We start from the raw sequence: 24,023 nt of genomic DNA on the forward strand, positions 1-24,023 counted from the left end.
TCGGGCGGGGTCCGCCGCGACGCCAGCTGGAATCAGTCCCGTCAAACAGAACGAGAGCTCTACCCATCTTCGCTCTCGCTCCCTCAGCGAAGCCTGGAGGTAGGATGGGCATTGTAGTCGTCGAGCCGCTCAAGCCAGCCGTTTGAACTTGAACTGCCGCAATCTGTACCGAGGGGACTTGCATGCGAGACTTTCGCACTGTTGATCGTTCGATTGTCTGGCCTGGCGGACAAGTCCAGCACAACGCCAACAGTCCTGGCAAATGGGATAAGATGAGATCTGACGCCAGAACTCACACGGGGCGGTTCTCGTTGCGATTCTTCACCGGCTGCATCTTGGCGAGGCCTTCTTCGTAGGAGAGTTCGGCATAAGGGGCATTGATGCTCTTGGCGGCATCGAGCAGATAATCGAGCTTGCCGGCAGTATCGAGTTTCTTGATGTCGTTTTTCTCGACCCCAGTGAGATCCATCATCTCCTTCCAAACCGTCGACTCGTCACACGGTAGTATGCGAAATGTGACGTCACGGATCTTGATGCTGTATTTCGCCAGAAGATCGATATTGTTGCAGAACATGAAGTAGGTGCCGTTCTGGCTCAAGGCGCCATCCAGTACCGTTGCGGCATCGGCAAGATAGGCAAGAGAATGCAGGTAGCCAGCCAATACCGGGATTGTGGCCTCTCCCTCGTCCGCGACCGTCAATACCTGCTCGATCGAATAGTCGGGCGGACGCTTCTCGTCGGCCACCTGAACCTGGAACCTTAGCGCGATATCGCCGCGGAAGCCGAAGCGGCCCGGCTTTGTGGTGTCACCCTTCAGCACCGCATTGAGCAATCGGCCTTCTTTATCAAGCCGGCCAAGAGCGGTGTTGTCGATCGACGTCATGAAATCCTCCTGGTCTAATGTGGCTGGCGCAGGGTGTCGAATCGAGCGAACCCACGTTCGGCTCCATGCAAATTGTTTGCCGTCGGCCCACGTATGCGGCGAAAGCCAAAAGCGGCGCCTCGTCTGCGCGGCTTTGACGGACATATCCTGCCGGCAGCGTTACAGCACCGTGCCAAGATTGTTTCCTAGCGGCAAAGCGTCATGTCGTAAGCCCGACACGCCCTGCAGCGCAAATGACCGACATTCGCCAAAGCCAAGTACTATCGGGAGCGTGGTTGCTGGCATGGGACTTGCCAATCTCATCCCGAGCTGACGTAGCTCGCGAGGGAAATCGATGATCAGTCTGACGAAAAGCGCGGAGAATGCGGTGAAGAGCGCGATCTCTGCGTCAGCGCAGCCGGCGAAGGGCTTGCGGATAATGGTCGAAGGGGGCGGCTGCGCCGGATTAAAGTACGCGATGGGGCTTGCCGACGAGCCGAAGCCTAATGAGACCGTAATCGAGCGGGGCGGCATCAAGGTATTTGTCGACAAGAATTGTCACCCGCATCTTGCCGGCACGACGATCGATTTTGTGGTGGCGCCGGAGGGCTCTGGCTTCACCTTTGACAATCCCAACGCAAAGTCGGGCTGCTCATGCGGCAAGTCGTTTGGCTAGAGCTGCATCCCTGACGAGTCGCCACGAAGAGGTTTGAAACATGCTTGTCGAGACCGAACAAACGAGACAGCTGCCGGCCGCGAAACCTGCCGAATGTGAGCGTATCGTCCGCGCCGTACTCGACGAAATTCGGCCGAATCTGAAGCGTGACGGCGGAGATTGCGAGCTTATTGGCATCGACGGCAACAAGATTATGATCAAGCTTACGGGGGCTTGCGTCTTCTGCAAGCTCGCCAGCGCAACACTGGAAGGCATCCAGGCGCGCCTCATCGAACGGCTTGGCAAATTCGTCCGCCTGATCCCGGTCGCGGGATCCTCCAAAGCCCGATACTAAGAAGGCGCACTGTGCAGTCGGTCTACCTCGACAACAACGCGACCACTCGGACGGATCCGTCCGTCGTCGCTGCGATGCTACCATTCTTCTCCGAGCAATTCGGCAATGCCTCATCCGCCCATGCAGCAGGCAGGCAAGTTGCAGAAAGCATAAGACAGGCTCGTAGGAGTGTACAGGCACTGATCGGTGCTGCTTTTGATCACGAGATCGTCTTTACCTCGGGCGGTACCGAATCGGATAACACGGCGATCCTTTCGGCACTCTCCGTGCAGGAGCGACGCGACGAACTCGTCACCACGACCGTGGAACATCCCGCTGTGCTCTCGCTCGCAGATGAGCTCGGCCGTCGCGGCAACAAATGCCATCTAATTCCTGTTGACTGCTCCGGCCGGCTCGACATTGATGCTTATCGTCGCGCGTTGTCCCCGCGTACCGCGGTCGTCTCCGTCATGTGGGCCAATAATGAGACCGGCACGATGTTTCCGGTGGAGGTCCTCGCCAAGATGGCGCGATCCATCGGCGCACTCTTCCACACTGATGCGGTGCAGGCTGCGGGGCGGGTTCCGATCGACGTGAAGACGACCCAGATCGACATGCTGTCGCTCTCTGGCCACAAACTGCATGGTCCAAAAGGCGTTGGCGCTCTCTATGTGCGCAAGGACACTAAGTTCAGGCGACTGATTTTCGGCGGACCGCAAGAGCGCCGCCGACGTTCCGGCACCGAGAACGTCCCCGGTATCATTGGGCTGGGTAAGGCTGCGGAGCTTGCTGCCGTAGAGCTCGGGCAGGAGCGCAGGAAAATAGTCGCGCTGCGCGACCGGCTGGAGCAGGGCGTCATCGCCTTCGGCAAGTGTGTGGTGCTCGGCGACAAGGAGAGCCGTCTGCCAAACACGTCAAATATCGCCTTCGAGCATCTCGAAGGTGAAGCAATTATTCATCATTTGAGTCGCGCTGGCATTGCCGCGTCCCTCGGATCAGCCTGCGCGTCAGGCTCCATGGAACCGTCTCATGTGCACCGAGCGATGCACGTACCGTCTGCCTTGTTGCACGGCGCGATCCGCTTTTCGCTGTCTCGCGAGACCACCAGCGAGGAGATCGATCACGTCCTCGTTGTGCTACGAAATATCATCGCGAAACTGAGAGGGACCCCATCTGGGCGGTCAGAGCGTGCAAAGACGACCTTTCGATCCAATGAGTCTATCAGATGAAAGTCATCATTCGTCGTTCTCCTGAAACTGGTCTCTCGATCTACGTCCCCAAGAAGGATCTTGAGGATCGGATCGTTGAATCCGAGCACGAGACACTGTGGGGCGGCTGGATCAGAATAGCTAATGGCTGGGTGCTCGACCTGCCGCCGATGACAAGCGACACCACCTTGCCGATTACGATCAACGCAAAGAGGCGTGGCGGCGACAGAGAAGAGACATGAACGTGCCGGCTCCGCGCATCGAGTTCGTTGGTCGGCCAGTTGCCGAAACCATGCTCCGCAAGGTCGCGGAGGGGCTTCGTCGTGGCGATGTCGTGCCCTATCTCGGACCCGGCGTGATGGATTCGTCGAACACGAGCGCGCCGATGAATCCGGAGGACTTGGCGGCATTCTTCGGCACCAAGGTGACGTTGCCAAAGCGCACGAGAGGGAACGCCTGGGCTTCCGCACAGCACATCGAAATCACGAGGCACCGCACCACCGTAACAGCGATGATGGCGGACGCCTTTGGCGCGCCGATCGCGCCAGCGCAGCTACAACGGTATCTTGCAACGCTGCGGCTGCCGCTGATCGTTGACAGCTGGTACGATGGTGCGATGCGAAATTCGCTGGCGGGACACAGCAATTGGGGTGAGATCCAGGGCATCACCCGCGCCGGTCTGAGTGAGGATCGCTGGTATCGCTTCTACGATTGCGCAGGCCATGAAGTCGTTTCCTCTCTTGCAAGAAGTTGGACAACGGTCCTCTACAAGCCGCACGGCAGCGTCGTCCCAGCCAAGAATTTCCTGGTCTCCGACGCCGACTATGTTGAGGTGCTCACGGAAATCGACATACAGACGCCGATTCCCGGAGAGGTGAAGGCTCGCCGTACCGGCCGCAGCTTCCTGTTTCTGGGGTGCCGCTTCAACGACCAGCTCCTGCGCATCTATGCGCGACAAGTGTCAAAGCGCTCGTCCGACGTTCACTATGCCGTGGTCGAACCCGACACGCTCTCCAAAAATGAGCTCCGCTTTCTGGCCGACCAAGGCCTAACGCCACTCGCAGTTCCGCTTGCACGTGCTGTCGAGATCCTTTTGGCAGATTAGGGAGGCTTCTCGCGTGGGCATTTGACCAGCGCTTGGTGAGGCAGCTCTTACACCATCTTGCTGCCACCTGACGAGCCATGTTTCCAGCAAAAATGAGAAAGGAGCGGCGATACCTTCAGTCAACATCTTCTCGCGCCGCTAGGTGCCGTTTCGATCACAACGCATGTCGGCTTTCCAACACGCCCGGGCAAGAGGCACACCAAAGCGCTTCCTAACTCGTTGAACAAGGTCATGAAAGTTGCACGCCGAGCCGTGGCATGCGGATTGCTGAGCCTCAGATACCGAGAAATCTCGCAGGCCTAAAGGGAGAACTGGATAAATGGCGACTCCAATGCATCGGGGATCATCGAGCGACGCCATTGAAGACGGCGAGGTCACGCGGTCGATTGCCGAGCACAAGGGCTGTGGCAAAAGTAGCCGCGGCGGCGGAGCTAGATGCGGTTCGCCAGCAGGCTGCACTGATCTTCCAGCTGAGACATGGGAAAAGGTGAAAAAGCACCCCTGCTACAGCGAGGAAGCGCACCATCACTATGCGCGCATGCATGTCGCGGTCGCGCCAGCCTGCAACATCCAGTGCAATTACTGCAATCGCAAATACGACTGTGCCAATGAATCGCGTCCGGGTGTGGTCAGCGAGAGGCTCACGCCTGAGCAGGCTGCCAGGAAAGTCATGGCCGTTGCCTCTACCATTCCACAGATGACGGTGCTCGGTATCGCCGGTCCTGGCGACCCGCTCGCCAACCCCGAAAAGACGTTCAAGACCTTCGAGCTCGTGCACAAGGCTGCGCCGGATCTCAAGCTGTGCCTGTCAACCAACGGTCTCGCGCTACCCGATCACATCGACACCATTGCCAAGTTCAACGTCGAGCACGTCACGATCACGATCAATATGATCAACCCCGAGATCGGGGCAAAGATCTATCCTTGGATTTTCTACAACCACAAACGATACACGGGCGTCCAAGCCGCAAGGATCCTCACTGATCGCCAGCTTCAGGGCCTGGAGATGCTCACTCGGCGAGGGGTTCTCTGCAAGGTCAACTCGGTTATGATCCCCGAAATCAATGATCAGCACCTCGTCGAAGTGAGTAAGGCAGTGAAGTCGCGCGGCGCCTTCCTGCACAACATCATGCCGTTGATCTCTTCTCCCAAATATGGAACCGTTTTCGGTCTGAAGGGCCAGCGCAGCCCGACGGCACTTGAACTAAAGGCGCTGCAGGATAGCTGCGAGGGTGAGCTGCATATGATGCGCCACTGCCGGCAGTGCCGGGCCGATGCGATCGGGTTGCTAGGCGAAGACCGCAGCGCGGAGTTCACCATCGAAAAAATCGCGACGATCGACATCAAATACGATGTCGAGAGCCGCAACGCTTATCAGGCCAATGTCGAGAACGGCCGTGCCGCCAAGGCCGCGGCCAAGCACGCTAACCTTGCGGAACTCGCAGTTAGCCTCGGCGACACGAAGGTCCTGGTGGCGGTCGCGACCAAGGGCTCGGATCTGATAAACGAGCACTTTGGTCACGCCAAGGAGTTTCAAGTCTATGAGCTCTCCAGCGGTGGCGCCAAGTTCATTGGCCATCGCCGCGTCGATCTGTATTGCCAGGGTGGCTATGCCGAAGAGGGAAAGCTCGCGACCATCATCCGCGCCATTAACGATTGCCACGCAGTATTCATCGCCAAAATTGGCGGCTGCCCCAGGGCGGAATTGATCAAGGCCGGCGTCGATCCCGTCGATCAATATGCTTATGAGCCTATCGATAAGTCGACGATCGCCTGGTTCAAGACCTATCTCGAGAGGGTCACCAGCGGTGCGATCAAACATGTCGAACGCGGCGATGCTGCGATCCGCCAAGGCGCATTGATTACCGCGGCATGAGAGAGGAAAAACATGCCGTTCAAGATCGTCGCCTCTCAATGCACGAGCTGTTCGGCGTGTGAGCCGGAATGCCCCAATGTCGCGATCGCGGAGAAGGGCGGAACATTCATGATCGATCCTGAGAAGTGCACCGAATGTATCGGCCATTTCGACGAGCCGCAATGCGTGGCGGTCTGCCCAGTCGACAATACCTGCGTCCTCGATACCTCGCTTGCACGCCACCAGGCGCGCAGGTGAGCGATGGAAATGACATGAACTTCCAGAAGAGACGATTGGTGCGACGAGCTATCCGAATGATGCTCCGAGCCGGCTGGCGCGCCGGCCGCGACCTTTGTCTTGCGATCAGCCCAAGTGGATGTTCGGGGCTTGCCGGTGGGATCAGCCTGAAGCCGCAGGCCATTGTTGCTGGGGTCAAGCACGATGACGTCTGGCGGGTTGTTCGCCGGGAGAGACTGCCACACGGCACGACGATGTGCCGACCGATTTCGTTGATAAGCCGAAGCGGACCGGGTTCGTATTGCAAGATCGCAAGCAAGTCTCTTGCGGGGACCATTGATTTCAAGAGGCGACCCGCGATGCCAGATGCCCTGTTCAGTCCGCAGTCCGAGATCAACGAGGTACTCCTCGCCAGGACCTTGCTTGGGGATGGGCTGCCCAGCGAGGCCGAGCATCACTTGTGGCAAGCAAGCCTCTCCTATCACCTTGATGAGGTCGCCGAAAGCCACCTGCGCAAGGCCGCAGGCCTGGCACCAGGGCACGCGGCCGTGCTGATCGGCTTATTTCGCTTCTATTTCTATAAGGCCCGGCTCGCCGAGGCGCTTGAGGTTGCCAAGCTCTGCATAAGCAAGGCGTCGGAGATGAACAATCTCCCATCGGACTGGCGTCTTGTCCGTGCCCATGATGCGGCGTTCGGTCGATATGAAGATATTCTGCCGCGGTTCTTTCTGTTCACGCTGAAAGGATACGCTTATTTGCAGATGCGCCTCGGTCAAATCGAGGAAGGGCGGTTAGCCGTTCAAAAGCTTCTTGAGATCGATCCCACCGATAAGATCGGTGCCAAAGTTCTCCTACGTGTCCTCGAACGTATGGGGCAGGCGGATGAGTGAGGACATTGGCAAGGCGAGAAATTGGCAGGGCAATCAGATCAATTGCGCCTGCTGCGCGCATATTGCTCTGAATCGCAACGGCTGCTGTCAACTCAAGCATGCTTGCGTCAACGACCGCTATGCCGGACGTATCGACTGCTTCTTCGAGAGAAATCCGAGCCTGGCCGACGCCTACCTCGCTCACCCGCATTTTGAAGTGCGCGCGATCGCGGCGAGATTCGCCAACGTCTTCCTGCTGCCGCCATTGCTCCACGATCACGACGAAACCGTTCGTTGGAGCGCCGTCCGCCGCCTGCCCAAGCGTTTCGCCCTGCAGCTTCGCAACGACCCTCATCACGAAGTTAGGATGTGGGTCGCGACACTGCTTGAAGGCGACGAACTGCTGCCGATGGCCTCGGATGAATATTACTACGTCCGCCTTGTAGTTGCGCGGCGGATTGCGCCCATGCTGCTCCGCGGAATGATCCGCGACGAGGACGCTGAGGTTCGTTGCGCCGTGGCGCGACGCCTCCCGGAGAAGTGGTTGCTCGGCCTGATCAATGACCGTGACGCATTGGTGCGGTTGGAGGTAGTTCAACGCCTGCCGGCGGAGTTGTTGTCGCTTCTGCGCCACGACCCGGATTGGCGTATCCGGCATGAGATCGCAAGCCGGATCGTGCCCTCCGAGCTCATGGGCCTTGTCGATGACCCATATAGCCTGGTGCGCGAAGTTGCGCGCTCGCGGCTTGCCCGATAGCCGGGACAAGAACAGGGGACCCTTGGCATGAACAATATTGTGGCTGATAGTGACATCGTCGAGCTGACTGCACGACCGTTCTTCGACTTTGGCGAGAAGGTGCGTGCCAACTGCACCATCCGAAATGACGGCACCTACGCCGGCAAGGAGATCGGCGACATCCTGGCCAAGAAGGGCGAGGTCGGCTACGTCATATCGATCGGCACTTTCTTGCAGCGGTTTTACATCTACGGCGTTGAATTCATCCAAAGCGGTCACCGGGTCGGCATGAAGCGAAACGAGCTCGATCCGGTCATACCACGCGCCGAAGTCGAGGACCTGCGCTTGCCGGGAGCCGACGATGATTGAAGCCAGACTGCCAAAATTTCAGCAGGGCCAGCGCGTCAAGGCGATGTTTGACCTGATCAATGACGGATCCTTTCCCGATGCCCCAACGGAAGGGCTCCTGGTCAGCCTCGGCGACATCGGCAAGATCGTCCAAGTGCGCCGGCACACGGAAGCGAACCTTCCGATCTATCTCGTCGAGTTCGGTGAGAACTTGGTCGTCGGTTGCCTCGAAAGCGAAATCGGCCAGGTCTAGGAAGTAGACGCGATGAACGCGGCCTTAGACATAAATCCGAACCTACCCGTGCATCCCAACGACATCGATCGCAGGCGCATCGAGCGCGCGCTGAAGTCGAGAGAGCGCTATCGTTATGTCTCAGCCAACATCACCGGAGTTGCCGGCGGCTACTTGATCGAATGCCCATGCTGCTCGCGCAATATCGACGTTAAGGGCGGCATCATTGACGTGGCCGTGCTGCGCCATGACGGGGCAAGCGCCAACTGGCAGGTATTCCGAAAAGATCACAAGCACGGCGTCTGGAAACTGCACTCCACGCACAAGCGTTTGGCAGCAGTTACCGATCTATTGAACGTCGATGCGGAACGCGTGTTCTGGCAATAAGGACCCGTTCTATGGCTCTGGGAGCAGGCGAAATTGCGGACATCGAGCGGACGCTCGCGTCATTCGATGATGCTTCTCAAGCCTATGCGGTGTTGCGACAGGGGTATCCGCATCTCGCCTGGATCCGCTGCGACTCGTCAGACCTTACCGAAACGCCTTTTTACAGCGTCGGACAATTCGACCTGCATTTGCTCGATAGCGCGGACCATTGTGCCCGGATCACGGATGATCCGACGCGGGCGACCGGCATTGTGCTCGCCAAGCGGGCCGTCGAGCCGTGACCGGACCAGCTCTAGGCCACGGCCTCGTTGCCAAGGCGGACGAAGAGCCGGTTCCAACGGGCTATGAATCCTTGATTCCGTTGTCGGATCCTGACATTACCTCGGCCGAAATCGCGGCAGTAGATCGCGTGTTGCGCTCGCCGCGGCTGTCTAACGGCCCGCTCACGGAACAATTCGAGGCGGCATTTGCCACCTATCTCGGGCGGAACTATGCCGTTGCGGTACCGAGCGGGACCATCGGCCTTCTGCTGTCTCTGAAAGCTTGCGGCATCGCCGCAGGCGACGAGGTGATCGTCTCGTCCTATTCATATCGCGAAACTGCGCACGGCGTCAGCCTCGCCGGTGTGCGGCCGGTATTTGCGGACATCGACTATTGGTCCGGGACGCTCGCGCCGCAGAAAGTTGAGGAGCGCATCACGCCAAAGACCCGCGCCATCCTCGCCGCCAATGCCAATGGCTATCCCGCAGCCTGGTCGGAGCTGCGCGATATCGCGAGAAGGCGTAATCTTCTGCTGCTGGAAGATTCGACTGAGGCCGTCGCCTCACGTTATAAGGGCCAATTGGTCGGCACCTTCGGCGATGTCGCTGTGTTTGACCTCGCGCAGCCCTCGCTTCTGACCTGCGGCGAAGGCGGCATAGTGGTTACCGATGATATCGACCTTGCGGTGGCACTTCGTCGTCACCGTTCGGACCGGACTGACGAGCGTTCTTCCGTTACCGTCGGTTCGGCTGCGCCATATCAAGCCGAAATGAGTGATCTGTCCGCTGCGCTGGGGATTACGCAGCTAAGGCGTATCGACGAGATACTCGAGCGTCGCCGGCTGATTGAACAGCTTTATGCAACGCATATGCAGTCGTTCGAAGGCATCAAACCGCCCTATGTTGGACCCGACGTGACTGAAGTGAACTGGTTCCTTTATGTTGTCCATCTCGGGACGCGTTTCACGCGCTCCAGCCGCGACGCGATCGTCGAGGATCTCCGCGTTGAGCAGACCGAGGCTGCGGCTTACAACCATCCTCTGCACCTGCAGCGGCATTATCTCGATCTCGGTTATCGCCGTGGCGATCTGCCAGTGACCGAAAAGATCTCCGATCGCGCCGTTGCACTGCCATTTCATACGCATCTCACTGATAGCCAGATCGAATTCATTGTCCAGACCATGAAAGACGCCTCAATCAATGTAGGCGCGGGCGCGGCGATCTACTGAACAGCCGCAAATTGCGGAGAAGGCGAGAAAAAGATCTCGCTCGTCATCCTACCGGAAGGTGGAACCATGGGCCTATCGTCACTCCGGCTTGCCGCGGAGATCGCGATCCATACGGACGTCCAGCCATGAGTCGCCGAATGGTCAAGGATCTGAGGAAGCTGCCGGAATATGCGGTCGCAGTCGCACCGAGCTGCCGTGAGTTGTCGAGCCAGGAACTCATGGCAGAGCCTATCGCCGCCACGCGACGACGATGTCGGCGATCGATCTATCCTTGTTATCTTCGCGACGGTCCGCCCGCGGGATTGTCGACCAATGCGCGTCGCTTCCATCCGTGTCGGCGGAAGTCCTTTCAAATGGTCCTGTCGAGAGTTGGTTTGGTGCTTGCATGAAACCGGGCGAGAGCAGGAGTAAGCGACATGGTGATGGCTGGGCTGGCAATTGAGGCCTTGATCGGCGAGGCGCTTCCGGAGGCGAATGTGATCGTGACCGATCTGGCGGGCACCGGACACCACTGCGGGGCGCGAATCGTCTCGCAGGCCCTTGCCGGCAAGAGCCGCATCCAACAGCATCGGATGATCCATGCCGCGTTAGGGAGCAAAACGATCGACACGTTTCGACGCGCTCGTGCTCGAAACCCTCGTGCCGAAACGAGTCACTTGCAAGGGAACATCATGAGCGACCTACCCGAACAATGCACTAAGAACTTTAATTGTGGAGGTGACATCAAGCCGTCTTCGAACGGGCCGATCGTCATGCGACCCTATGTCAAAGCAGAGTCTCGCGGCCATTGCGACATCGCATTGCGGTAACAGAAGTATGAGCGGCAACATGAATGAGTTCGAACTCCCACAGCTCTACCGGCATCACGTTTTCGCCTGCCGCACTCAGCGCCCTCCTGACCATCCGCACGGCAGCTGCGGGACGGCGGGCGGAGGATCGTTATGGGAACGGCTCGGCAAAGCAATCGAGGCGGGTGGGTTGACCGATATCGGCTTCACCGCAGCCGACTGTCTCGGCTTCTGCGGCTCCGGTCCTCTGATGGTCGTCTATCCTGACGGTGTCTGGTATCGCCCGAGCACCCCGGAAGATATTGACGAGATTGTCGAGTCCCATCTGAAGAATGGCTGTCGCGTCGACCGCCTCGTCGTGGTGCTCACGCGGAGTTAGCGGTCTTTTGCTTTCCACTTACGGGAGACGGAGCCATCGGCCGTCTCCGGCCGCACTAAGAAGGACGTCGATGCATCGCATCGGCGATTGCGAGGCTCTTTCCTCGTGAAATGGTGCACAGGGACGCTTGGCCGTGGGGCCGCTGTGCCGAATGCCGCTCTCTTCCAGAACGAGGCAAGGATAGTGCAATACCGCCTACGAAGAAGACTTCACACCTGCGTCCACCATGGCATCGCCTCCGCGCGCGTGGAGGGCCAAAACAACCCAAATATCCTTTTCCAGCAAATGGACCGACCGGCCCGAAGCCGTGGTAACAACGCCGAGAGCCGCAAGCCGCTCGCCACGAGAGGGAGCCAGATAGGAGTCTGCTATCGGCTACGAGCACCTGGCTGATGGATTCTGACATCCACGCGGGCAATGCAGGCATGAGCGCGATCAGATCCTGTAAGACCGGTTGCGGGAGCTTTTGCTTGAGTTTGGTCCGTGCCTCCGCGGCATGCGGTCTTCCCAGCTGAGCAAGCGCACGGACCGCGTCCCCGGCCGCAAGCTCGTGGCAATGCTGCAGAATGAGAAGGTCTGCCGGCTCGGAAAACAAGCGGTCAATCTGGTCACCATTCTTGCCAAGCCCCGCCGGGGTCAACGGTGTGAATTAGGCAGGCCCCTTGAACATCAGTGCTGTAGCCATTCGCCGGCCGTCTAAGCGAACGCGGTCTGAGAAAAGGTCAGAGCGCTCGCCTCCCCAATTCTTCGGGATCGCCTGCTCGCCCATGATCTCGGCGAACGCCCGTCTGATACGGTGCTCTGGGATTTCGCGCAGCGCGCCGAGGTCAGATTTCGCGGGGTGGTATGTAGCTTTAGCGCCGCTTTCTCCCACAAGAGGCTCGTGTGATACGCCACCTGCGAAGCAAACACATCACACCTCCGCACACCGCGGCGCCTTCTCCGTTCGCGCGCAGTTCTGAAGCTCTCGCCTCGGGCTTGAGCCCAGCAGCGCCGGTACCGGCTCGCGGTCAAATCCTGCACATCTTGTGTTATTGGCTTCGATCAGCGGCCGCCTGATCAGCAGTCGATCCTCGAGCATCAAGGCGATCGCGCTGGCGGCGTCGATCGCCGCCGGATCGACTTCGCCCGACGTTACCCGCGGCGCGGCTGGGTTGAACCAGGACCGAACCGGCGTGTTACCAAAGAATGTACATAGATCGGGCGCGGTCCAGAGTTCGGTCAGCAAGCTCTTTACCACGACATGATGACCCGCTGCCTCCAACGCACAATTCTGGCGCGCGTTCGTTCCGCAGTCGGGCTTCTGCCAAAACAGAATCGTAGTCATGTCAAGATTCCCCATTTGATCACGCTAAGCTGGATGGTTGGCACTGCCTTACCGTTGCCCAAGATGGTGTTGACCTTCTCACCCCGTCCAGCGTCAGCGGTGTGATCACCGTGCCATGGCGCGCTCGTCTTCACGCGCTCAGGTGAGCCCACCTCGTCGGACGTGTAGGTAACGAAGAGAACGCGGACACCTTCGAACTTTCCGGTGAGTTCGCCAATCAGGTCCAGTCCGCGGCTCATCAGTCAAGTGACACCGAGAAACATCTGGGGCGATTCAGTCGAAGCTCGCGGCATAGGCCTATTCAGGCGTGGCCAGTTCGTGGGTCTCGATCTCGTCACGAAACAGGAACTGCAACGCCGAATGGGTGATCTTTTCCTGGTCGACCTCGAACACGCGCCGCCGTTTACAGCCTTGTCTGTCTCGACGCCAAACTGCATGTTGCCTTCCTTTCAAATCGCGTCACGATGCGGCGTTGGCAATTGTCATTCCGTCCTGCGCGGTTACAGTCGCAGCTAGATCGCACTTTAAGAGCCACAATCCTTGTCCTGTTTCTGACATAACAACAAATGGCTCGGCGCGGCGTCCGTCAATCGCGTCTGTCGACCATCTTCGAGTAGGCGCTTAAAGCACGCGCGGCGAATGGCACGCTAGTTGCTACTCGGATGCCGTAACTGCGAGTGAGGGTTGAGGCCACGCCGGCGCGTATGGCGAGCGCGTTCTCTTTCCCGACGCCGTGTGCCCAGGTTTCTGAGGGAGAAATACTCTCGCGCAAGTCCAACGCGAAAGCATTGGCAATCGGTTAATGGAGAGCAACATGGCTTCACTGAGACAAATCGCGTTTTATGGCAAGGGTGGTATCGGTAAATCGACGACCTCGCAGAACACCCTCGCAGCACTCGCCGAGATGAATCACAAGATCCTGATCGTCGGCTGCGACCCGAAGGCGGACTCGACCCGCCTGATCTTGCACGCCAAGGCACAGGACACAATCTTGAGTCTCGCGGCAAGCGCCGGCAGCGTCGAAGACCTCGAAATCGAGGACGTCTTGAAGGTCGGCTACAAGGATATTCGCTGCGTCGAATCCGGTGGTCCGGAGCCGGGCGTCGGGTGCGCCGGCCGTGGCGTCATCACCTCGATCAACTTCCTGGAAGAGAACGGGGCCTACGAGGACATCGATTACGTGTCATACGACGTGCTCGGCGATGTCGTCTGCGGCGGATTTGCAATGCCGATACGTGAGAACAAGGCGCAAGAGATCTATATCGTCATGTCCGGCGAGATGATGGCGATGTATGCCGCCAACAACATCTCCAAGGGCATTCTGAAGTATGCCAATTCGGGCGGGGTGCGGCTGGGCGGCTTGATCTGCAACGAGCGGCAAACCGACAAGGAGCTGGAGCTGGCAGAAGCGCTCGCCAAGAAGCTCGGCACCCAGCTGATCCACTTCGTGCCCCGCGACAACGTCGTTCAGCACGCCGAGCTGCGCCGCATGACGGTGCTGGAATATGCGCCGGACTCCAAGCAGGCAGACCACTATCGCAATCTTGCGACCAAAATCCACAACAATGGCGGCAAGGGCATCATCCCGACCCCGATCAGCATGGACGAGCTTGAGGACATGCTGATGGAGCACGGCATCATGAACCAGATCGATGAAAGCCAGGTCGGTAAGACTGCTTCCGAGCTCGCCGCGCTGTCCGCGTAATTCAGTTCGCCGGCCTCCAAAGGAGGCGCGCGTCAAGACTGATAGGATCCAATCAGTGGAGTTGTCCGTGACTGCAGCGCAAGAGGGTCTAATCGCTGCGATGTCGATTCCGTCGGGTGGGACCCCCGCTGACAGGCAGCTTGTCGGAATTGAACTCTACCATGTTCTAATTGGCTGCGGTCCGGCAGACGCTGACGTAAGGGATAATGACAAGTTTGACCGGCATGTGTTCGCCTCAGTTCTTTGTGCCGCTGTAATGGATGGAGCGCCTCTTCCAGAGCGCACGGGCCTGACCGCGCAGGAGCTCAATGAACTCCTGGCACAATGTTTCCCATCCGCGCCCGTGCAGGCCATCATCTCGATGGAAAACTCCGGTTCAGCCAGTGACGAAGAGATCATGCTGCGCGACCTCCTGCTCGGGCAGCGATCGGCAAAGGGCGAGATCAGTCGCTGGCTCGCTGCTATGGTCGCAAGGCGTGCGATGGAACCGAACCATTTGTGGGAAGATCTCGGACTACGCGAGCGGGCCGAGTTGACGCGCCTGTTGATGCGCCATTTTGCGCCGCTGGCGTCGCAAAACACCAAAAACATGCGCTGGAAGCGCTTCTTCTATCGCAGATTGTGCGAGAACGAAGGTTTGGTGATGTGTACGACGCCGGTGTGTACGCAATGCCGCGACTTCAATCACTGTTTCGGTGAGGAGAGCGGCGAGAGCCGGATGGCGGAGCGTCGCCGCAAACATTTGCGGGGAATGGAAACTCCTGCCGGAGCCGCAGGCAATCCGCAGGTGTGAGCAATCGACTATGCGCTCCCCCAGAAGCTGCGAAGGACCCCCGCAAGCTGCGATGCCTCGACCCTTGCGCTTTGGCCTTGCCGGAAATTGCTCGAAAGCGTGCATGCGGCTGCTGCGTGATGCGGCCCTGCAGCCGACGCGCCGGCGCGTGCTGCTGGCTCAGTTGCTCTTCGCAAGGGATGACCGCCACGTCACTGCCGAGATGCTCTTCAGCGAGGCGATCGAAGCCAACATCAAGCTCTCGGTTGCGACCGTATACAACACGCTGAACCATTTCACACGAGCCGGCCTGCTGCGCCGGATCACGCCCGACGGCTCAAAGTCGTTCTTTGACATCGATACCAGCATACACCCGCATTTCTATCTCGTCGGCGAAGATACTTTGATCGACATCCCCGAAAAGCTCCTGCTCGCGCGGATGCCCGAGGCCTTACCCGACCACGAGATCTCCCGGCTCGACATCATCGTCCACATTCGCCGTAAGCCAACCGACATCTGATATATCCGACTTTCGACATTGTTACATTTACGGCAATCTCAGTTGCTACCCAGAAGTGCAGTGATTTCAGGCAGTTCGTCAACCACCGCCCTGGCACGGCTGTTGCTCACCGTTCAGCGGAAAAGACGGAATCTGCACATGGCCTTCGGTGAAACGACTCGGTTCGGCAGCTCGCAGACACGACAAATAGTCCTGAACGACACCACGTTACGCGACGGCGAGCAGGCTCCCGGCGTGGCCTTTACAGCGCTGGAAAAACTATCGATCGCGCGCGCGCTAGCAAAGGCCGGGATCACCGAGATCGAAGCCGGTACGCCGGCGATGGGCCATGAAGAAGTCAGCGCGATCCGCGCTATTGTCGAAGCTGGCCTGGCCGCGACAATCATTGGTTGGTGCCGGATGAAATCTTCCGACGTCGATGCGGCAATCGATTCCGGCGTCTCAATGGTCAATGTCTCGATCCCATCCTCCGACGTGCAAATCGCGGCCAAGCTCGGCACCGACCGGGTTGCCGCGCTCGAGCAGGTAAGGCGGGTCGTCGGCTACGCTCGCGATAACGGGCTCGATGTCGCAGTCGGAGGCGAAGATTCTTCGCGCGCCAATGTCGACTTCCTGATCGAGCTGATCACCGCAGCAAAAGAGGCGGGCGCGCGGCGCTTTCGTGTCGCCGATACGCTCAGCGTGCTCGACCCGGACGCAGCCTTTGCGCTGGTGGCGGCGCTACGTGCCACCTCCGATCTCGAGATCGAATTCCACGGCCACGACGATCTGGGCCTCGCCACCGCTAACACGCTCGCCGCAATCAAGGCCGGCGCAACGCATGCCTCGGTGACCGTGATCGGCCTCGGCGAGCGTGCGGGCAACGCGCCTCTGGAAGAGGTCGCTGTCGCGCTCAGGCAGCTCTATGGATGCGACACCGGCGTTGTGCTCCCGGAACTCGACAATGTCGCGGCTGTCGTCGCGTCCGCTGCCGTTCGCAGCGTTCCGCTTAATAAGGCGATCGTCGGTGAGCATGTTTTTACCCACGAATCCGGTATCCATGTCGATGGCCTCCTGAAGGACCAGCGCAGCTATCAGGCGCTCGATCCGCGGCTGTTGGGTCGCTCTAACCGTTTTGTCGTCGGCAAACATTCAGGGCTAGCCGCTATCACGGCGTTGCTGAACGAATTGCAGGTTTCCGTGAGCGATGAGGAAGGCAAGGCGATCCTCGCGCGCGTTCGGCAGCATGCGGTCGAGCATAAGGGCGGGGTCGCGCGCGAGACTGTAATGGCGATCTGGCGCGAAGTCCGCGAGCGCTCGATGATCAACGCAATGTGAGGCTGTCATGTCCAGAATAGTCGCCATTTCTGTGATCGAGGAGATCGTTGAGCCGCCACGCCTGCGATACGCCCCCCGTTTGACGAGCACGCGTGGCCGGCCATCATTGCACACGGTGGAAGAAAAGACGGAGAAAGCCGAATGGCTGACGGAATCCTTTTGCGATTAAGCAAGGCGGCTGCGGCTGAGGAGTTTTTTGACTTGCTCGGCGTCAAGTACGAACCCAAGATTGTCAACGTGGCTCGGCTCCACATACTGCATCGCATGGGGCAGTATCTCGCAGACGAAGACTTGACCGGTGCGAGCGATGCAGCGGTCGCAGAACGTTGTAAGGCCGTGCTGGAGCGGGCATACACGGACTTCGTCGGCTCCTCACCAATCGATCAGCGCGTTTTTAAGGTCCTCAAAGAAGCGACCGCGCCACAGGCGAAGAAAGCGTCAAACTTGGTTCAACTGGAGACGTTTTAGTCATACTCGGGTTCAAAAAGGGTCTCTCACTCGTCCTGGTCGTCCCACAAGGACGGCAGTACGCCGCATAGTCCCAGATTACTCCGATGCCGCTGCGTTTGCGAGATCTCGGAAATTGCGACGTCGTGCTCACTGCCTTGCGGTGGCTATGTTCTTCGTGGAGGCGACGATAGGACGGACCTAACGCCTCTGTTCGGTCTCCGACGCTTGTCGCCGTGTCCTTGTCAGCTCTGGCGGTTCCGGCTGGACGAAAGTCACGTCGCCGCAGTCGCAAGCCTCTGTGTTGATATCAACTTTCGATCAAACCCTCAATTGGTACGACACTTGCTGTCTCTATTCGCAGCGAAGCCTTGGAGAAGCGCATGCATATCGACGTCTGCTACAAGCAAGTCCCGGCTTTCCCGGGGATTCGAGTGCACGCCGTGAGTAAGACCATCACGCTTCAGAGGAGGAAGCCAAGCCCTCGAGTTCAGCTTTCGCTCCCGCAATGTGGCTTCTGCGGATTGCCGTCAGTGCCAGCGCTTCTTTGGACCGGAGCTGCGCGGCTAAGGCAGCTGTAACCGAGACCCGGCGAGGAACGGTCGCTGAGCTGAGACAGATGATCGTCGCGCGCCAGACGAACCCGGAAGCCGATCTCGCGGTATGGCGCTCGACTAATGAAGCAAGGAAACCAATTCCATGAGCTCTACATCCAAAAGTCGCGCTCCGGCCGCCGCCTCTGGGCGCGCCGCGACCAAGAGGGAGTTGCCCGATCGCTTTAAAGCTTACAAGCACGTCTGGGTTTTCGTCGAGCAGGAACGCGGTGTTGTGCACCCCGTGTCCTGGGAACTCATGGGTGCCGGCCGTAAGCTCGCCGATAAGCTCAAGGTTGATCTCGCGGCTGTTGTCATCGGCCCGGAGAGTGAGGCGACGCAGCAGGCCGCTGCCCAGTCCTTTTGCTATGGCGCCAACCTCGCCTACCTGGTCGCTCACAATCTCTTGGCCGACTATCGCAACGAGTCCTACACCAAGGCGCTGACCGATGTCGTCAACACCTACAAGCCGGAGATCCTGCTGTTGGGAGCCACTACGCTCGGCCGCGATCTCGCGGGCTCGGTCGCCACGACGCTGCTTACGGGACTTACTGCGGATTGCACAGAGCTCGATGTCGATGCTGACGGATCGCTCGCTGCGACGCGGCCGACCTTCGGCGGCTCTTTACTCTGCACGATCTACACGCTGAACTACCGTCCGCAAATGGCTACCGTCCGCCCCCGCGTGATGCCGATGCCAAAGCGCGTCGCACGCCCGGTCGGCCGCGTTATCACTCACCCACTCGGTCTCGTCGAAGACGACATCGTCACAAAAGTTCTCACCTTCCTGCCCGACCGCAACTCAGCAAAATCAAATCTTGCTTATGCCGACGCGGTCGTTGCGGGCGGGCTTGGGCTCGGATCACCGGAGAACTTCCAGCTGGTACGCCAGCTCGCGACCGTGCTCGGGGCCGAATACGGCAGTTCGCGACCGCTCGTGCAGAAGGGCTGGGTCACCTCTGATCGCCAGATCGGCCAGACCGGCAAGACGATCCGACCAAAACTCTATATCGCCGCCGGCATCTCGGGGGCGATCCAGCACCGTGTCGGCGTCGAAGCGGCCGATCTTATCGTTGCCATCAACACCGACAAGAACGCGCCAATTTTCGACTTCGCTCACATTGGCATCGTTGCGGATGCCATACATCTTTTGCCGCCGCTCACTGACGCGTTCCGGACGCGGCTGTCGCCACATTCCCGTGACCGGAAGCAGGTCGAAGGAGTTCGATCATGATCGAGGAAAAATTCGATGCCATCGTCGTTGGCGCAGGCATGGCGGGTAATGCGGCAGCGCTCACCATGGCCGAGCGCGGTATGAAGGTGTTGCAGCTTGAGCGCGGCGAGTATCCGGGATCAAAGAATGTGCAGGGCGCGATCCTCTATGCCGACATGCTGGAGAAGCTTGTTCCCGATTTCCGTGACGACGCTCCGCTTGAGCGACACCTGGTCGAGCAGCGCTTCTGGATGATGGATGACCGCTCGCACACCGGCTTGCACTACCGCTCCGAGGACTTCAACGAGGAGAAGCCGAACCGATACACCATCATCCGCGCTCAGTTCGACAAATGGTTCTCGCAAAAGGTTCGCGAAGCCGGCGCCACAGTATTATGCGAAACGACGGTCACGGACCTAGTCCGAGATGCCCATGGTAAGGTAATCGGCGTACGGACCGATCGGCGCGACGGCGAGATCCATGCTGACGTCGTCGTGCTGGCGGAGGGCGTCAATGGCGTGCTCGGTACGCGCGCTGGCCTGCGCGAGCGGCCGAAGCCCGAGAAGGTTGCGCTCGCAGTCAAGGAAATGCACTTCCTGCCTAGGGAAACCATTGAATCGCGCTTCAATCTCAAGGGGGACGAAGGCGTGGTGATCGAGGCCGTAGGCACGATTTCTCGCGGCATGACCGGTATGGGATTCATCTATGCCAACAAGGAATGCGTCTCGCTGGGTATCGGCTGCTTGGTCGCCGACTTCCAGCGTACCGGCGAGACGCCTTATGGCCTACTCGATCGCTTCAAGCGGCATCCTTCGGTCGCGCCTCTGATAGAAGGCTCCGAGGTGAAGGAATATTCTGCCCATCTGATTCCCGAGGGCGGCTTCAAGGCAATCCCGCAACTCTACGGCAAGGGCTGGGTCGTGGTCGGCGACGCCGCGCAGCTTAACAACACAATTCATCGCGAAGGATCAAACCTCGCGATGACGTCGGGCCGGATCGCGGCGGAAGCGATCCTTCAGATCAGGTCGCGGAACCAACCGATGCTCCCGCAGAACCTGGTGCTATACAAGAAGAAGCTCGATGAATCCTTCGTGATCAAGGACCTAAGGAAGTACAAGGATATGCCGGCGCTGATGCACACCCGGTCGCAAAACTTCTTCCTGACCTATCCGCAACTCGTCTCCAAGGCTATGCAGAACTTTCTGCGTGTCGACGGTACGCCTAAAGTCGAAAAGGAGAAGCTCACACTTAAATCGTTCACCAAGGCGCGCTCGCGGAGCGGCCTGTTTGGCGACGCCTTTCGCCTCATGCGCGCGTGGCGTTGAACGGAGAAACAGCAGCGACCAACGACGGAGACAAAACAATGTCGATCGAGCAATCCCTGCGTGTCGAGGACAAGCTATTCTATAACCGCTATCTCGTCGATACCGGCCGTCCCCACATCAAGGTGCGGCCGCACACCAAGCCATCGCCGCAGCTTTTGTCGATGCTGAAGGCCTGCCCGGCGCGGTGCTATGAACTCAACGAACAGGGCCAAGTCGAGTCCACCGTCGATGGCTGCATCGAATGCGGCACCTGCCGGATAATCTGCGAGGAGACCGGCGACATCGAATGGAGCTATCCCCGAGGGGGCTACGGCGTCCTGTTCAAATTCGGCTAAGCCAACATCGGCGGCTTTTGCACTGATCCGAAACAACGTGCAGACTTTGAGGCACCTTCCGTGGGGCTCGCCGCGGGCTAGACCGCGAGAATAATCGGGGCTTCGGCCGAATGGCCGGCCCTATTTGGGATTCTGCACGGCCGAACTCGAAGCGTTCCTCGATAGGCCTGAGGCGACCGTCGGGCTACCACGAATCTTCCATGCTTGGGGGCGAAAGCAGTGAAGCTTGAGTCTGCCGCTTGGCATCACCTCAAGCCGGTTCCGCGATCGTCCGGAAGCGCGTGGGTCGGGCGCCTCTAAGCCGTCCTTGCCTGGGCTGCGGGCGCGAACAGTGACTACCAGGGAACGCAGACGACACGAAAGTGTCTCAGTGTCTTCTCACCACCTCACTCCACCAAACGAAGTACGCCAGGACAAAGTTGTGACGACGACGATCAGCGAGGATCTTGCTGCTATGCGCAGTCATCGTAATCGCATCCACCGCTATCGCGGTTTGCTTGAAGGTCAACCGACTGACCTTGAGCGACAATATCTCGAGCAACGCTTGTCTGAAGAGCGCTGTGCTTTCGATGCCCTAGTGGTGGGTAGTTTTCCCCTGGTTTTCAGAATCCCCGCATGAAGCCGGTCGAAGCCATCTGTTCCAGTCACAAAGGTCACCCACCTTGGGCTTGGCGTCGCCCAGTGTTAGGCTACTCAATGCTCTTGGGAGCGAAATGTGGTGCGCCAGAGACGGTATTTGCCGCAAGCCAAGTTGTTTTGCCTCTCGTTGGCCTATTCGCTTTTGCGAGCCAGGCGTTCCGCAACAGGACCTTCCGACATCGAGAGCCATCGAGCGTATCATCTGCGGCTTGTGATCGGTGCCCGCGTGTCATCAGAGGGGGCGCTCCTGCACAGCATCAAGCGCTGTACGCGAAGTAGGAGTCTTCCTTGTAGTCGAACATGTGGGCTTCACGACGCCTGACCGCCACTGAGAAGCTGGATGACGTGTCGTGATCAAAGCGCTGTACGCACCTGAGTGTCCGCCATAAGCACGAAATGAGATCTCTCTCCCTGGGGGTATAGGTTCGGTAAGTCGCCGCTGACGCAACGATGGCTCATGTAACCATATCCGCTAACTCGATCCTCCCGCACCAAGACGCTGATGTGACGGGCGTCGTACACCTTGATGACAGGATGCTGGAGACTATGAGCCAATACGACCGACGTAGCGGTTGCCCGAATGCGCGGTTTCACATTTTCTCCTTGCTAATTGGCCGTCGCAACTAGGTCGAGGGCGGCTGATGTCTAGCCCCGACCGCGCCAAGCCCACTGTCGATTTCGTGCCTAAGAAAGCAAGCGGTGTGCCGAACTGCGATCGGGGTGAGATCGCGTCCGAGGAGGGCTTGAATCGGACGCAGCGTCAAGTTGTATCTAGCGTACAAAATCGGTTCCAGAAGACATAGCCAAAATGAGACAATCCTCCCTTGTTGCTACAGTATGTACCGTATTCGGCTTGATTGGGGTGAGTGGAGGTGCGCTCGCTGACACAATCGGGCACTACGACTGCACCATAGTCGCAACAGCCCGAGAGCCGGTCGGCGATCGGAATGAACACAACATCGTCAGCTTCCAATATACGTGTCGTGGCGGAGATGGGTTATTCAAGGACGCAATAGTCACAGCAATATCTGTCGTTGAGTGTGATAACGAGAAGGGAACCTATTTGGCTTCTTTCGGTCTTCACCGCTCGCCCGCTGGCTTCGCGGCTGAGCAGCTGTTGGAGGGCATCGCCTACATTGTCATAGAGGACGACAAAGCTGTTGGCGTCGAATCGTACGGTAAGACGTCCTTTAAGTTCGCATCCGGTACCTTGGCAGACCTCCCAGAAGAGACCGTCAAATTCACGGCCACGCCCACCGGATTGGGTCGATTCAAGCTAGAGTTTACGGACTGAATTGCTCGTCAATTGAAGCCGTCGTTGTCCACCTGCAAGTAGCGAGACGTCGCTGGCTTGTCTCTGATTGCTGGCTGGCTGTAGGAGTTATGCGTGTCTGCTCGCGATGCGGGCGGCCTCGCTGACGGTCGTCCGGCGGAGTCACTAACTTGCAGCGTCTCAGCAAGTTGTCGACCCGCACGCGGCTCTGCGCGCATCATATGGAAATGAAGGAGGGCCGGCTCAGATGCACGGCGCTCATATTGCGCGGCCCGCTTAGATATGGACCTGGCCAAGACCTTGGTCAGCTCTTCGACAGATCATTGGGGATATAACAGCTTCAAAGCCTTCAGCCGGTACGTCGACTGCACTGGAAACGCCCGAGCCATGGCTGCCCAGTCGTGCCTCTTGACCCGGCAAGTGAGGCCAAATTCGAACAAGAGGACACGAATTGGCATGCCGCGGCTAGGGGCGCAGGTCTCGGTCGCCGTGGAGCGATACGCGCTCCCGCGCAAATGAGCTGAGATCGAAGCAAGGCCAAGAAGTTGAAAAGTTCCGGTAACCAGCTGCCAAACCTCGCTAGATCGCATTGACAGCGCATAACGCGCGATTGCTCATCTGGCGTATCACATCCGTGCCAGCGCTTGGGCAAGAGCGCCGTTCGGAGGCACGGTACTGGCGCGTCCGGTGACTTGGGGAACCGTGCAGATCCGTTTGTTCGTTACCGCGCGCGTGGCTATCTCACCTGAACGTGCACGACGACAATAATCCACATTGTCGCTAGACGCGGCGGTGGGCTCGAAGCGCTACACGCGGGTCCGTATGTACCCACTGGCCCAAATCCTGCACTGCACAAATGCGGGGCGCCTGAGCTTACGGAATGGAGGCGCATTTGAAACTTGATCAACCCAAACGACGATGCTGTGGTGGCTCCACTGCTGGCGAACAATGGCCGCATTTCGCTGAAAAGGCCGTCCGGCGCAAGGCTGAGGTCATCAACGACTTTAGCAGAAGGCTCAACAAGCTCGTTCCAGATCAATTTGCAGACACTGATCTGGCTTGGACAAGGACCT

The 24,023-nt window shown here is 58.8% G+C and carries 29 protein-coding genes; 26 read left to right on the forward strand and 3 right to left on the reverse strand.

Annotated elements, in window-relative coordinates; all coding sequences use genetic code 11:
• Positions 1-292: 292 nt before the first annotated feature.
• Complete coding sequence (locus NLM32_RS10160) at positions 293-883, reverse strand: hypothetical protein (RefSeq protein WP_254128875.1); 591 nt, start codon at positions 881-883, stop codon at positions 293-295.
• Between the two features lie 334 nt (positions 884-1,217).
• Here NLM32_RS10160 and NLM32_RS10165 point away from each other — a divergent pair, with 334 nt between their 5' ends.
• The 16 genes from NLM32_RS10165 to NLM32_RS10240 all read left to right on the forward strand — a co-directional run bounded on the left by NLM32_RS10165 (position 1,218) and on the right by NLM32_RS10240 (position 11,484).
• On the forward strand, positions 1,218-1,538 hold the full coding sequence (locus NLM32_RS10165; protein WP_254128876.1) for an iron-sulfur cluster assembly accessory protein: 321 nt from the start codon (positions 1,218-1,220) through the stop codon (positions 1,536-1,538).
• A 40-nt stretch (positions 1,539-1,578) separates the two neighbouring features.
• On the forward strand, positions 1,579-1,872 hold the full coding sequence (locus tag NLM32_RS10170) for a NifU family protein (protein ID WP_254128877.1): 294 nt from the start codon (positions 1,579-1,581) through the stop codon (positions 1,870-1,872).
• A gap of 11 nt (positions 1,873-1,883) precedes the next feature.
• A complete protein-coding gene (gene nifS / locus NLM32_RS10175; protein WP_254128878.1) occupies positions 1,884-3,080 on the forward strand; it encodes a cysteine desulfurase NifS in 1,197 nt (398 codons plus the stop codon).
• Positions 3,077-3,301 (forward strand): putative nitrogen fixation protein NifT, encoded by a 225-nt coding sequence (gene nifT / locus NLM32_RS10180; protein ID WP_254128879.1) that lies wholly within the window; start codon positions 3,077-3,079, stop codon positions 3,299-3,301. The genes nifS and nifT overlap by 4 nt, the downstream gene beginning before the upstream one ends.
• A complete protein-coding gene (locus NLM32_RS10185) occupies positions 3,298-4,164 on the forward strand; it encodes an SIR2 family protein (protein WP_254128880.1) in 867 nt (288 codons plus the stop codon). Before nifT ends, NLM32_RS10185 begins: the two co-directional genes overlap by 4 nt.
• Before the next feature lie 331 nt (positions 4,165-4,495).
• Entirely contained in the window at positions 4,496-6,040 is a 1,545-nt protein-coding gene (gene nifB, locus NLM32_RS10190; protein ID WP_375143637.1) for a nitrogenase cofactor biosynthesis protein NifB, read from the forward strand.
• Between the two features lie 12 nt (positions 6,041-6,052).
• A complete protein-coding gene (locus NLM32_RS10195) occupies positions 6,053-6,277 on the forward strand; it encodes a 4Fe-4S binding protein (protein WP_254128882.1) in 225 nt (74 codons plus the stop codon).
• 338 nt (positions 6,278-6,615) lie between these two features.
• Positions 6,616-7,146: a hypothetical protein gene (locus NLM32_RS10200; RefSeq protein WP_254135273.1), complete on the forward strand. Its 531-nt coding sequence runs from the start codon at positions 6,616-6,618 to the stop codon at positions 7,144-7,146.
• Positions 7,139-7,882 (forward strand): 4Fe4S-binding leucine-rich repeat protein, encoded by a 744-nt coding sequence (locus NLM32_RS10205; RefSeq protein ID WP_254135274.1) that lies wholly within the window; start codon positions 7,139-7,141, stop codon positions 7,880-7,882. The genes NLM32_RS10200 and NLM32_RS10205 overlap by 8 nt, the downstream gene beginning before the upstream one ends.
• Before the next feature lie 27 nt (positions 7,883-7,909).
• On the forward strand, positions 7,910-8,230 hold the full coding sequence (locus NLM32_RS10210; protein WP_254128883.1) for a nitrogen fixation protein NifZ: 321 nt from the start codon (positions 7,910-7,912) through the stop codon (positions 8,228-8,230).
• Entirely contained in the window at positions 8,223-8,462 is a 240-nt protein-coding gene (locus NLM32_RS10215) for a nitrogen fixation protein NifZ (RefSeq protein ID WP_254128884.1), read from the forward strand. The genes NLM32_RS10210 and NLM32_RS10215 overlap by 8 nt, the downstream gene beginning before the upstream one ends.
• Before the next feature lie 12 nt (positions 8,463-8,474).
• On the forward strand, positions 8,475-8,828 hold the full coding sequence (locus tag NLM32_RS10220) for a hypothetical protein (RefSeq protein ID WP_254128885.1): 354 nt from the start codon (positions 8,475-8,477) through the stop codon (positions 8,826-8,828).
• 11 nt (positions 8,829-8,839) lie between these two features.
• Positions 8,840-9,109, forward strand: a complete 270-nt coding sequence (locus NLM32_RS10225; protein ID WP_254128886.1) for a hypothetical protein — start codon at positions 8,840-8,842, stop codon at positions 9,107-9,109.
• Complete coding sequence (locus NLM32_RS10230) at positions 9,106-10,317, forward strand: DegT/DnrJ/EryC1/StrS family aminotransferase (protein ID WP_375143547.1); 1,212 nt, start codon at positions 9,106-9,108, stop codon at positions 10,315-10,317. Before NLM32_RS10225 ends, NLM32_RS10230 begins: the two co-directional genes overlap by 4 nt.
• Before the next feature lie 416 nt (positions 10,318-10,733).
• Positions 10,734-11,126: a BolA/IbaG family iron-sulfur metabolism protein gene (locus NLM32_RS10235; RefSeq protein WP_375143548.1), complete on the forward strand. Its 393-nt coding sequence runs from the start codon at positions 10,734-10,736 to the stop codon at positions 11,124-11,126.
• 19 nt (positions 11,127-11,145) lie between these two features.
• A complete protein-coding gene (locus NLM32_RS10240) occupies positions 11,146-11,484 on the forward strand; it encodes a ferredoxin (RefSeq protein WP_254128887.1) in 339 nt (112 codons plus the stop codon).
• A 913-nt stretch (positions 11,485-12,397) separates the two neighbouring features.
• On the opposite strand, the gene NLM32_RS10245 is transcribed toward NLM32_RS10240, so the two are convergent.
• Positions 12,398-12,811, reverse strand: coding sequence for an ArsC/Spx/MgsR family protein (locus tag NLM32_RS10245; RefSeq protein WP_254128888.1), 414 nt, complete (start codon positions 12,809-12,811; stop codon positions 12,398-12,400).
• Positions 12,808-13,050, reverse strand: coding sequence for a hypothetical protein (locus NLM32_RS10250; RefSeq protein ID WP_254128889.1), 243 nt, complete (start codon positions 13,048-13,050; stop codon positions 12,808-12,810). Before NLM32_RS10250 ends, NLM32_RS10245 begins: the two co-directional genes overlap by 4 nt.
• A 575-nt stretch (positions 13,051-13,625) precedes the next feature.
• Here NLM32_RS10250 and nifH point away from each other — a divergent pair.
• The 10 genes from nifH to NLM32_RS10300 all read left to right on the forward strand — a co-directional run bounded on the left by nifH (position 13,626) and on the right by NLM32_RS10300 (position 22,971).
• Complete coding sequence (gene nifH, locus NLM32_RS10255) at positions 13,626-14,516, forward strand: nitrogenase iron protein (RefSeq protein ID WP_254128865.1); 891 nt, start codon at positions 13,626-13,628, stop codon at positions 14,514-14,516.
• Between the two features lie 100 nt (positions 14,517-14,616).
• A complete protein-coding gene (locus NLM32_RS10260; RefSeq protein WP_254135276.1) occupies positions 14,617-15,309 on the forward strand; it encodes a nitrogen fixation protein NifQ in 693 nt (230 codons plus the stop codon).
• 103 nt (positions 15,310-15,412) lie between these two features.
• Complete coding sequence (irrA, locus tag NLM32_RS10265; RefSeq protein WP_309143681.1) at positions 15,413-15,808, forward strand: iron response transcriptional regulator IrrA; 396 nt, start codon at positions 15,413-15,415, stop codon at positions 15,806-15,808.
• Positions 15,809-15,946: 138 nt separating this feature from the next.
• A complete protein-coding gene (nifV, locus tag NLM32_RS10270; protein ID WP_254128890.1) occupies positions 15,947-17,125 on the forward strand; it encodes a homocitrate synthase in 1,179 nt (392 codons plus the stop codon).
• Between the two features lie 141 nt (positions 17,126-17,266).
• Positions 17,267-17,593 (forward strand): nitrogenase stabilizing/protective protein NifW, encoded by a 327-nt coding sequence (nifW, locus tag NLM32_RS10275; RefSeq protein ID WP_254128891.1) that lies wholly within the window; start codon positions 17,267-17,269, stop codon positions 17,591-17,593.
• A 678-nt stretch (positions 17,594-18,271) separates the two neighbouring features.
• Positions 18,272-19,399, forward strand: a complete 1,128-nt coding sequence (locus tag NLM32_RS10280) for an electron transfer flavoprotein subunit alpha/FixB family protein (protein ID WP_254128892.1) — start codon at positions 18,272-18,274, stop codon at positions 19,397-19,399.
• Positions 19,396-20,703: an FAD-dependent oxidoreductase gene (locus NLM32_RS10285; RefSeq protein ID WP_254128893.1), complete on the forward strand. Its 1,308-nt coding sequence runs from the start codon at positions 19,396-19,398 to the stop codon at positions 20,701-20,703. Before NLM32_RS10280 ends, NLM32_RS10285 begins: the two co-directional genes overlap by 4 nt.
• A gap of 38 nt (positions 20,704-20,741) precedes the next feature.
• The gene (locus NLM32_RS10290; RefSeq protein WP_254128894.1) at positions 20,742-21,038 is read left to right on the forward strand and encodes a ferredoxin family protein; all 297 of its coding nucleotides are present in this window, start codon (positions 20,742-20,744) and stop codon (positions 21,036-21,038) included.
• A gap of 421 nt (positions 21,039-21,459) precedes the next feature.
• Positions 21,460-21,657 carry a hypothetical protein gene (locus NLM32_RS10295; protein WP_254128895.1) on the forward strand — a complete coding sequence of 66 codons (198 nt, stop codon included), beginning with the start codon at positions 21,460-21,462 and terminating at the stop codon, positions 21,655-21,657.
• Between the two features lie 828 nt (positions 21,658-22,485).
• Positions 22,486-22,971 carry a hypothetical protein gene (locus NLM32_RS10300; RefSeq protein ID WP_254128896.1) on the forward strand — a complete coding sequence of 162 codons (486 nt, stop codon included), beginning with the start codon at positions 22,486-22,488 and terminating at the stop codon, positions 22,969-22,971.
• Positions 22,972-24,023: the final 1,052 nt, after the last annotated feature.

It is taken from the genome of Bradyrhizobium sp. CCGUVB14 (assembly GCF_024199935.1).
GTDB lineage: Bacteria > Pseudomonadota > Alphaproteobacteria > Rhizobiales > Xanthobacteraceae > Bradyrhizobium.